12 protein-coding genes are annotated in these 9,563 nt (G+C 33.3%); 5 read left to right on the top strand and 7 right to left on the bottom strand.

Translation table 11 applies throughout. The features are described 5' to 3' along the window. Positions 1 to 40: 40 nt before the first annotated feature. From wmk (OPR50_RS01685) to wmk (OPR50_RS01665), 5 genes are all read left to right on the top strand, one after another. Positions 41 to 970 (top strand): WO male-killing family protein Wmk, encoded by a 930-nt coding sequence (gene wmk / locus OPR50_RS01685; protein ID WP_264377138.1) that lies wholly within the window; start codon positions 41 to 43, stop codon positions 968 to 970. Positions 971 to 1,141: 171 nt separating this feature from the next. Then, positions 1,142 to 1,807 carry a JAB domain-containing protein gene (locus OPR50_RS01680; protein ID WP_264376224.1) on the top strand — a complete coding sequence of 222 codons (666 nt, stop codon included), beginning with the start codon at positions 1,142 to 1,144 and terminating at the stop codon, positions 1,805 to 1,807. 170 nt (positions 1,808 to 1,977) lie between these two features. Next, positions 1,978 to 3,165: a hypothetical protein gene (locus OPR50_RS01675; protein WP_264376223.1), complete on the top strand. Its 1,188-nt coding sequence runs from the start codon at positions 1,978 to 1,980 to the stop codon at positions 3,163 to 3,165. A gap of 86 nt (positions 3,166 to 3,251) precedes the next feature. After that, on the top strand, positions 3,252 to 4,160 hold the full coding sequence (wmk, locus tag OPR50_RS01670; protein ID WP_264374906.1) for a WO male-killing family protein Wmk: 909 nt from the start codon (positions 3,252 to 3,254) through the stop codon (positions 4,158 to 4,160). Between the two features lie 89 nt (positions 4,161 to 4,249). After that, a complete protein-coding gene (gene wmk, locus OPR50_RS01665; protein ID WP_264685731.1) occupies positions 4,250 to 5,185 on the top strand; it encodes a WO male-killing family protein Wmk in 936 nt (311 codons plus the stop codon). A 95-nt stretch (positions 5,186 to 5,280) separates the two neighbouring features. Here wmk (OPR50_RS01665) and OPR50_RS01660 read toward each other — a convergent pair whose 3' ends face one another. The 7 genes from OPR50_RS01660 to OPR50_RS01630 all read right to left on the bottom strand — a co-directional run bounded on the left by OPR50_RS01660 (position 5,281) and on the right by OPR50_RS01630 (position 9,520). Next, entirely contained in the window at positions 5,281 to 6,195 is a 915-nt protein-coding gene (locus tag OPR50_RS01660) for a patatin-like phospholipase family protein (protein ID WP_265024160.1), read from the bottom strand. Between the two features lie 14 nt (positions 6,196 to 6,209). Then, positions 6,210 to 6,431: a hypothetical protein gene (locus OPR50_RS01655; RefSeq protein ID WP_214303297.1), complete on the bottom strand. Its 222-nt coding sequence runs from the start codon at positions 6,429 to 6,431 to the stop codon at positions 6,210 to 6,212. Between the two features lie 67 nt (positions 6,432 to 6,498). Further along, positions 6,499 to 7,044 (bottom strand): ankyrin repeat domain-containing protein, encoded by a 546-nt coding sequence (locus tag OPR50_RS01650; protein WP_214303457.1) that lies wholly within the window; start codon positions 7,042 to 7,044, stop codon positions 6,499 to 6,501. A gap of 58 nt (positions 7,045 to 7,102) precedes the next feature. Further along, complete coding sequence (locus OPR50_RS01645) at positions 7,103 to 8,068, bottom strand: phage late control D family protein (RefSeq protein ID WP_264339203.1); 966 nt, start codon at positions 8,066 to 8,068, stop codon at positions 7,103 to 7,105. Then, positions 8,065 to 8,244 carry a tail protein X gene (locus tag OPR50_RS01640; RefSeq protein ID WP_214303299.1) on the bottom strand — a complete coding sequence of 60 codons (180 nt, stop codon included), beginning with the start codon at positions 8,242 to 8,244 and terminating at the stop codon, positions 8,065 to 8,067. Before OPR50_RS01640 ends, OPR50_RS01645 begins: the two co-directional genes overlap by 4 nt. Positions 8,245 to 8,270: 26 nt before the next feature. After that, on the bottom strand, positions 8,271 to 8,618 hold the full coding sequence (locus OPR50_RS01635; protein ID WP_214303300.1) for a phage tail protein: 348 nt from the start codon (positions 8,616 to 8,618) through the stop codon (positions 8,271 to 8,273). Continuing rightward, the gene (locus OPR50_RS01630) at positions 8,618 to 9,520 is read right to left on the bottom strand and encodes a phage tail tape measure protein (protein ID WP_264376221.1); all 903 of its coding nucleotides are present in this window, start codon (positions 9,518 to 9,520) and stop codon (positions 8,618 to 8,620) included. Before OPR50_RS01630 ends, OPR50_RS01635 begins: the two co-directional genes overlap by 1 nt. Positions 9,521 to 9,563: the final 43 nt, after the last annotated feature.

The raw sequence follows: 9,563 nt of genomic DNA, 5'->3' as shown, positions 1-9,563 counted from the left end.
TTCTATATAAAATTTCTAAAATGGCAGGTTACGAAAAAGAATGACCGCTAGCGACCTTGAATCTTTAGATTACAAACTAGGACAGAAAGTAAGAAGTTGTAGGTTAGCAAAAGGATATACTCAAAAAGATTTAGCGGGAAAAATCGGAACAACATATCAGGTAATACTGCAATATGAAAAAGGAACACGCAGAATTTCAATTAAGAAGTTATATGAATTAGCAGAAGCATTATCAACAACTGCTAGAGATCTAGCTTGCGGACAAGAAGTATCAAATAAGCAAAGGTATGAGGGAGAAGAGATAGTAAATCTAGTAAGAAGACATAAAGAGATTAAGGATCAAGAATTACGCGAAACGTTTTATTTATTAACTAAATTCATCTGTATTAGTGAGGAAGAGAGTGGAAAGGCAGTAAAAGTAGAGGTGGCAAAGGGTTTAGTTAAGGAAGGAGTTTCTGCTCATGTTATCTCTCAAACGACCAGTTTATCTATTGATGAATATGATAATGATGAGAAAAAAATTTCCATTCCGTATAAAGTAGGTCAAAGAATAAAAGAATGGAGGTTGAGAAGAGGATACACTCAGGAAGATTTAGCAAGTAAAGTGGGTATAATAAATCAAAGAATATATGAATATGAACAAGGACGAGCTGCTGTTTCACTTGAAATGTTAGATGAAATAGCAAAGGTACTACTAATTAATATTACAGATCTGCTTCCAGAAACAACAGAAAATGAGAATAGTGAAGCAGAGCTATCAAGGTTAATAGAAGAATACAAAAAGATTAAAAGCCAAGAACTACGTTATGTACTAATAAAGTCTCTGCTTGAAATCATACAAGTTTGCAAAGAGAAAGTAAAGAAAATAGAAAAGATAAAAATTGCAAAGAACTTAGTTAAGGAAGGAATTTCTATCAATATTATTTTAAAAACAGTGGGCATCTCTTTAGACGAAATTCAACAAATTTAAAATAAAAAAATCAGTATCTATTAACATTTTTACTTTTTGATGAAAAAATAAGTAAAAAAGATTGAAAAATTGATTTGACTTCACTCGAAAGCTATGGCTCTATGCCAATGCTGACAAAAAAACAGCAGTAAATATATAAAAACATTTTGTTATTAGTGAAGGGTAATTTTTATGAATAATAAGAAAGATCGTAGAGAAGAAATAGAATTCAGAGCATTAGAAAGCAACGGTAAAGCACTACTTGATCGTGAAGTAATAGAAACGTTTCTAAGTGCAGTGCATGACAGGGAAGAAGCTCGAATTATTGCTAGAAAGCTAATAGATAGTTTTGGAATAGGAGGAGTTTTAGGCCAGGAAATAGATGACTTGAAAACTATAGAAGGGATAACTGACTCTACAGTAGCAGTAATTTTATGCCTAAAGGAAGCTTCAAAGAGAGTACCAAGAGAAGAGTTAAAGAAAGGACCTGTAATGGATAACTTGGAAACCATAGTAAAATATTTAAGGGTGAGTATTGGCTATTCAGAGGAGGAAAAGATGAAAATAATATATTTTGATCAAAAGTGCCGTTTAAAGGGGGAAGAAGTGTTTACTGGTACAGTAGATAAGGTACCTTTTTACATAAGAGAAGTAACAAGAAAGGCATTAATAAGAAAAGCGACGTCAATAATAATATCGCATAACCACCCAGAAGGAAGGTTAAAGCCATCTGATGAGGATGAAGCTGTAACTAAAGACTTGGCTAAAGCTTGTCAGACTATAGGGATTAGGTTACTGGATCATATTATCATCACAAGTGTTGGGTATTTTAGCTTTAAAGAGCAAGGACTGTTATAAAGGAGATGTTTGAAGATTTTCATGAGCTGTTTAACTACTTGAATGAAGAAAGTATTTGTAAATGCATTAATTATTGCTTATAATTAATGAAAAAGTATATATTAAGTTAATAATAAAGTAATAAAGTCGGTTGTAGACTTAGTAAAGTATATTTAATAGCGGAGGCTAATATGGTTAATAAAATAATTGTACCTTTTGATGATCAAGAAGGAGGTGTTTACGAATTAAATGTTGATCTTGATAGATTATCAAAGGGTGAAATATCAAATGCGATTATAGGAATTGGTCGTACTAAGGAGCAATCCACCTTTGTAGGCAAAATTAATAAGGCTAAAAAACCTGGAGAAGTGCCCTCCTCTAATAGAGACGTTCAAATCAACTATGGAAAAGGGCTTGATTATATATATGGTACAAAACCTTTAAACGATCAAGCAGAATATTTAAATCCATTTACTTCAGCTTTGAAAAAAATAAAGCCAAGTGCAAGCGAAAGTGAAAAGTTAAGCTGGTTTAAGAGTTCTGTAGTAGAGGCAAAAAGCGTAAATGAATTGCATAAAGCCATAGACCAAGTATTAGCATCTGGAGAAAGGCTAAATGCATGTAATGATGGGGAATGGAGCTTTGCTGAGTATGTGATATTGGGTACACATTTTCATAAATTTGATAAGGCTGATCGTAAAAAGCTAATACGTAAACTAATGCTAAACGGTGCAGAGTTTCATGATACTTTATTGGAGAATAAATTGATAGGTGAAATCTATAATGAGCTACAACCAGAAGTTCAGCCACAGATAGATGAGAGACTAGAAGAACTAGAGAAAGCTGGAGAAAGTGCTGTGCAAGAAGGAGAATTAATAGATGTTGAAATAGATAATACAACATCGTATATAGAATTTTCTGGGGATAGCAAGGTAGAGGTAGCCAAAATACTGAGAGAGTTAGGAAGTAATATTTTAAAAATTGGCAATGATGCAGTTGAGGTTAAAAGTGAGAAGGGAGGTATAAGAAACTATATCGATATGTCAGATGGAAGCTCTATTATATTAGAATTTCCTACAAGCATTGGTAAGCTAGATATTATATTGTACCACGATGTAAAAAAATATGATCAAGTACAAGTCAGAGTAGAAAATAAGGAAATGTGGTCTAAATTACAAGAAAGAGGCGAAGAAATAGGAAAAAATTGTCTTTTTGCTGGAGTAAAACTTAAAGAAGCAGTAGAAAAGGGAAGTTTTATGAGATGTGGCATATGGAATAGCAAGCAGCTTATGAAGGAGGTTGATAGCCCAAGTGAAAAATTGTCTTCATGGGTAGATAAAGTACGTGAAAATAGTAAAGAAACTTTTAGGGGGCTTTAATTCATTTATTTTAAGGTTCCAGAGTCTACCATTATATCTGGAGCCTTTGAGCTATAGTAGAAAATATTATATGTATGGTTCTTTGTATGGAAAAAAGTCTAGACTGTGAGGTAGGGCAAAAAGTAAAAAATTGGAGGTTAGAGAGAGGGTATACTCAGAAGGATTTAGCGGAGAAGGTTGGTGTAAAGTACTGGGCAATACTGCAATATGAAAAAGGGAGTCGTAAAATTCCAATTAAGAAATTATATGCTATAGCAGAAGCATTATCAGTAAATGTTAAAGGTCTAGTTTGTGGAGAGACGCTACCAAATGAAAAAAGATATTTTGAAGATGAAGAAATATTAAATTTAGTAAAGGGTTATAAAGATAAAGAATTAAGCGAGGTATTTTATTTATTAACCAAATTTATTCGTTTGAGTGAGGAAAGAAGCAGAAAAGCGGTAAAAATAGAAGTAGCAAGGGGTTTGATGAAAGTAGGAGTTTCTGCTCATGTTATCTCTCGAACAACTAACTTATCTATTGGTGAGTGTGAGGAGAACAAAATTCCCATTCCATACAAAGTAGGGCAAAGGATAAAAGAGTGGAGATTGATACGAGGATATACACAAAAAGATTTAGCGAATAAAGTTGGCATAACAAATCAAGGAATATACGAGTATGAACAAGGGAGAGCTGCTGTCTCACTTGAAATGTTAGATGAAATAGCAAAGGTATTATCAATCAGTATCATAGATCTACTTCCCGAATCAGATGAGGATAGTGAAGCGGAAGAAAAGCTATCAAAGTTGATAGAAGAATACAAAAAGATTGAGAGTCGGGAATTACGCGATATGCTAATCAAGTCTTTATTTGAAGGTATACATGTTTGTAGAGAAAAGGTCAGAGAGGAAAAGAAGATTGAAGTTGCAAGGAATTTAGTGAAAGAAGGAATTTCTGTTGATATTATCTTGCAAACGACAGGCTTATCAAATTATATGATTGAGGAATTTTTGTGATTTCATAAAAACTTAGCCAATAGTGGATTTTTTTGTGATAGAATATATGTTTGCTTCTGTAGGAAAAACAGCTTTTAGAGGATTTATCTATGATAATTCAGAGCATATTGAGCTACGAGCTGGGGAAAAAAATAGAAGGTTGTAGGATAGTACAAGGGTATACTCAGGCAAAATTAGCAAGCAAAATTGGTTTAACATATAAGGAAATACATAACTTTGAACTAGGGTGCAAGGCTATTACAATCAAAGAATCGTATATAATAGCAGGAGCATTATCAGTTAATGTTATAGATCTACTTCCAGTACCAACAGTACTAAGAGAAAACAGTTGGTATGAAGATGAGGATAAAGAAATAGTCTATCTAACAAAAATACATAGAGAAATTAAGGATCAGGAATTACGCAAGAAGCTGTATCCATTAGTAAGGTTTGTATATATTAGCGAGAAAATTAGCCAAGAAGAAGCGAAAATAGAAGTAGCAAAGAATCTAGTGAAAGAAGGAGTTTCAGTTGATATTATTTCCCAAGTGACTCGCTTATCTACTTATGAATATGATGATATAGAGAAAGAAATTTGTACTGATTCTATACTCTACAAAGTGGGGAAAAGGATAAAAGAGCAGAGATTAATACGGGAATACACTCAGGAGGACTTGGCAAATAAAATCGGTTCAACACCTAAAGAAATACACGACTATGAACGAGGATATACAGACATTCCAATTGAAATATTATATAAGATAGCAAAGACATTATCAGTTAACATTAAAGCTCTTGGACTAACAGAATATGAAAATGAGCCAGTTTTGCGGTTTATAGGTAAATGCGAAAAAATTGAGGATCAAGAATTACTGGATACGGTAGCCAGATCTTTATCTGAAGGAATGCAAACTGGTAAAGAAAAGGTTAAAAAAGCAGAGAAAATCAAGATTGCAAAAGATCTAGTTAAGGAAGGTGTTGCTATTGATATTATTGTGCGAGCAAGTGGCCTAACTGCTGATGAGTTGGGTGAGTGTGAAAATTGAATGTGTTTAAGATATAAGTAAAGTTAGTTAATGATTTAACCAGTAGAATTTGCTAACCAACTTTTTTGGCTCAGTTGAATTTTGCTTGGTATAAATTAAGATATGAAATCGCAAAGTTTATCTATTAATTTCTGGTTGTCCTTTATCATTGCATTTGCCTCTTGCTGAAGAGATTTGATATTTTTGAGTGTAATATTGTCCATCTCAGTCGATGCTACTTTCAATTGCGATTGTATTCTTATGTATTTATCATCTATTACTTGTTCTAGTTGATAATCAACGCAATCCAATCCAGAAGCAAACATCACATTCAGTAGTGGCTTGATCCACCCTATTTTGCCAAATCTCCTTGAGTTAGCATACTTTATACTTCTATTTGTTCCACCAGTACCTATTGATAGCAGTATAATCTCATCATTTGGAAATAACCTTTTACCACTTGCATATGCACAAGCCGCTGGATTATTGGCAAACACTCCGCCATTTATCAACACTCTCTCTGTTTGGCTAATTTTCAGACGTTTTGGTGTGAAGTACGTTGGAGCAGCTGTTGTAGCTCTGAGTGCATCTTTTAACTTAATGTTTTCTTCTTTCCAACTTTTGAAGAAAAATTCACAACTATTGTGAATGTCATAACTGGTGAGTAGTAGATTACTCGCAACATCGGCCATAGTACTTTCACCAAAGTATTTGTTGAGAATAAATTCCATATTTCTATATGAGTACTGAGAACCACTCAGCCAAGAAGCAATTGATTTTCTCCAAAATGATGATTGAAAGATATATGCTCCATACTCTTGGTAAAGTTCAACCAAATCATTGGCAGAGTATTGAAGTTTATTGCTTTTACAAAGTCCAGCAACAATAATCCCACCGGTTGAGGTTCCTGCCATTAAATCAAAAATCTGGGAAATTGGCTTTTTTGTCCTAGATTCAATTTCTGCTAGAATAATGGCAGGTATTATCCCTCTAATGCCACCTCCATCTACAGATAAAATGTACTTTGTCACTGAAAATTTAGTTCTTATTTGTGTTTGTGAATAGCTTCAAGTTCATTGACTTCTTCAGTGAGGTTTTTCACTCTCTCTTCAAGTCGATAAACTGTTTCCATTAGTTCGTGATTTCGTTCTATAAATTGATCATGAATTTGTACTTTTAAATCAAGCTTAGCGAGCCACCAAATTGTTGCTATGGTCTGTATTACCATCGTTACTATTACTGTGATTGGGATTTTTTGCTTTTTCATGTGAAAATATTAACTTGTTATAGATAGTTTTAGAAGTTTATATACAGATTATAGAAAACTTACAGCTTTAGTGATTTCTTTCTATTGATTTGTATCGATCCTCTGCTTCTGCAAGTAGCTTTATTATTTCTCTGTAAGGTTTATCTTTGTTGTGCCTTGATGCCATTACAGCTATTCTTCTAGGGCTTTTTCCATTGCTATCCTTTATGTTAGGATTCGCTCCTTTTTCTAATAGAAACTCAACGATTTCTAAATAGCCTTGATCTGCAGCAGAATGTAGCGCTGTCCATTTAAATTTATTAGTAGCATTAATATCAATACCATCTTCTACTAAAAACCTTACGATTTCTAAACATCCTTCTCCTGCAACATAACGTAATGATTTTTCACCAATACTTATATTATCTTTTATCAAGGATTTCACAGTTTCCAAGTCACAGTTCTTAGCTGCGATTTCTAATGTGGCGCTGTAACTCTCATCTCCTTTTTTAAACAAGGAAAAATATATAACCACAATACACACCGTTAGCACTATAAGAAAAATTAATCCATCAAATTCTCCTTGACGTATAATTGAATTTTTATGAAAAAGCCTTCTTACATTTCTGCTCATGTAGTACTGCAATAATTATACCCATCTAGAATTAAATAATCATTTGCTTAAGTTTCACTTAAACAGCTTTGCTCACTGTTGCCTCTACTATAGTTTGATATCCCCTATTATTGAGAATATGTTCTGCCTTGCTAATTATCCATTCACCTTCAATTTCCTGACAAAATCCTGAAAGGCTGATCTTAGCTTCTGCAAATAATTCTGGATTACCAGGAACAGTTACATTTAAGTTTGATGTACTACGTTTTAGTTGTCTTAACTTAGCTGCTGCTGCACTAATTGCTGATTCTGCGGTAGAGTAAAGCGTTTGCAGGGTATAACTTGGACCCTCATTTCCCACTTTCTCTTCTATAGTTTCTCCCTTTTCATAACTGTGCCATTTTGCAATAACAGATCCATATTTGTTACGCACATTAAAATTTACCTCCCAATTTATAACATCTTTAGGTGTAAGTACTGTTGTGCCTAACATCTTTCCAGTTGCTGATCTTGCTTCTCCCTTTGGAATAAAAATTATATATCCTCCTGCTGGTTTTACTAGTGCATCATATTTTTTCCCTAACCCTTCCAAAAAACTCATGTCGCTTTCATCTGCTTGAATGATATGTGGTATAAATATATTTTCAAATCTTTCAGCGACTTTACCTTCATACCCATGCTTTTGTGCTATTTCTTTAATTAAATCTCCTAAGGTAATGTCCTTCCATTCCTTTGATTTTCTTTCCTTTAATGATCCTCTTAAACTTGCAGCATCACATTTTATTCTTAAAGTTTGCGGTGGACTTTGTATTGTAATTTGATTTGCCTTATATACTCCCATAGGCAATAAACCTGTTTCTTTGTATCCGAGAAAAATTTGTAAATTACCCTTAAGTTCTAAAGCGCTAGAGTTATAACTAATATATATCTCAGCTTCGTCACTTGTAGTACCGGATCCATCAGTAACACGTAATAATATTAAACTCTTTTTTAAAACCTCTGTTACTGGGTTATTTTTTGCTACTATATCAAAGTCTGGCGTCATTCATCTAAAATATTTATGACAGATTCTTTCGATATTTTCTGGATTTTAGGAAGCTTAATTCTTAATCCAGCGGGCAAAAAGCTTGCGTATTCTGCAAGGCCTGGATTTTCAAGCAATACTTCCTCCACTGCTCCACTACTGTATCCATAATGTTTCCAGCAAATGTAATCCAACATTTCGTTTTCTTTCGTGTAATAATAAATCACTTACTGTAACTTTTTAACTTCAAAATAAACTCAACTTTTCTCGGTTTTCCATCAGGAAAAAATAATATCTGCTTTTCTTCTACATTAGTAATGACAAAATTTCCAAATACACTTCCTGAATTATCAACTAGAACGTGTGGTTCTTGAGTGTTACGTATATTTTTTAGCTGTTCTAAGCCATTACTCTGATAACGTGAATAAATCACTCCTGTTAAATCAATACATTCAATTCCTGAACCAATGTTTTGTAGCGACGTTTTTTCAATACATTCAATTGTATACCACCTTTCTTCTTTACTGTATCTTAGGCTTGTTGGTTCAAGCTTACATTTTCCAAACAACATTAATGCAACTCTTCAACTATATCAAAAAGTGCTCCACGTGCTTGTTCTCTAAATCTTTCTATTACTGCATCAGCAACGCTGCGCACATCTTCAGACTTAATATTGATATTAAACGTTTGATAGAATGCTTGGTTATATACTTTCGATTCCCTATTTTCACATCTACTTTTCTTGAATGCTTTCTCAACTTCTTCTTGCTCCATAGCTCTTTTTTCTTCTATAACACTTTTAACTTTAAAACTTTCAAAATTGCTTTTGCTATTTTCTGAAAATTGTTTAATAGCACTATTATTTGTCAATGGGTTTCCATTACTGAAAATACTATTTTTAGAAAGCTTATTAACAGAATTTCTATTATTTTCAAATTTTCTAATCGGGCTATTCTCAGCAAATATGCTACTAACTGTATTTCCCATCCATGAAAAGGTTTCTCCTATAGGTTTAATGAGTGATTTCCAAAAGCTAGAGAAAAAGTCTTTCACTTTTTGCCAGTTAGTGATAACAAGAGCTGCACCAGTGACAAGACTTGCTACTAAAAGTCCAATCGGGTTACTCATTACAGCAAACGTTATTGCTCTTAGTCCTGTTACTACTGCAGGAAAAACTGTAGCTGATAAAAATGAAAATACTCCAAGTAGGTTTGCTTTCAGACCAAAAATCGTACTTCCTAGCAATGTAAATCCGTATCCTAGTCCTACTGCTGCAATTTTTAAACTTATCAAAGCTGCTAAAGTACTCATGATTGCCGTAGTTAAAGTTGGATGTTTTTCTGCAAAAGAAGCTATACGCTCTGTTATTGTTTTCAAACTTCCAGCTACATAATTTAAAGTAGGTAACATTACTGACCCTAGATTCATTCCAGCTTCAAATACTGCATTTTTAAGTAAATTGACCTTACCCATAAAAAGTAGACAGAAAGTTAAGACGTTTTTGAAGTAAAATAAA

This window comes from Wolbachia endosymbiont (group A) of Epagoge grotiana, assembly GCF_947251775.1.
GTDB lineage: Bacteria > Pseudomonadota > Alphaproteobacteria > Rickettsiales > Anaplasmataceae > Wolbachia > Wolbachia pipientis.
Note: the sequence above shows the minus strand (reverse complement) of the source record. Positions and strands in the feature narration are given on the sequence as shown.

Coding starts and splice junctions, on each gene's coding strand:
- wmk (WP_264377138.1), top strand. CDS start 41: ATGACCGCTAGCGACCTTGAATCTTTAGATTACAAACTAGGACAGAAA.
- OPR50_RS01680 (WP_264376224.1), top strand. CDS start 1,142: ATGAATAATAAGAAAGATCGTAGAGAAGAAATAGAATTCAGAGCATTA.
- OPR50_RS01675 (WP_264376223.1), top strand. CDS start 1,978: ATGGTTAATAAAATAATTGTACCTTTTGATGATCAAGAAGGAGGTGTT.
- wmk (WP_264374906.1), top strand. CDS start 3,252: ATGGAAAAAAGTCTAGACTGTGAGGTAGGGCAAAAAGTAAAAAATTGG.
- wmk (WP_264685731.1), top strand. CDS start 4,250: ATGATAATTCAGAGCATATTGAGCTACGAGCTGGGGAAAAAAATAGAA.
- OPR50_RS01655 (WP_214303297.1), bottom strand. CDS start 6,431: ATGAAAAAGCAAAAAATCCCAATCACAGTAATAGTAACGATGGTAATA.
- OPR50_RS01650 (WP_214303457.1), bottom strand. CDS start 7,044: ATGAGCAGAAATGTAAGAAGGCTTTTTCATAAAAATTCAATTATACGT.
- OPR50_RS01645 (WP_264339203.1), bottom strand. CDS start 8,068: ATGACGCCAGACTTTGATATAGTAGCAAAAAATAACCCAGTAACAGAG.
- OPR50_RS01640 (WP_214303299.1), bottom strand. CDS start 8,244: ATGTTGGATTACATTTGCTGGAAACATTATGGATACAGTAGTGGAGCA.
- OPR50_RS01635 (WP_214303300.1), bottom strand. CDS start 8,618: ATGTTGTTTGGAAAATGTAAGCTTGAACCAACAAGCCTAAGATACAGT.
- OPR50_RS01630 (WP_264376221.1), bottom strand. CDS start 9,520: ATGGGTAAGGTCAATTTACTTAAAAATGCAGTATTTGAAGCTGGAATG.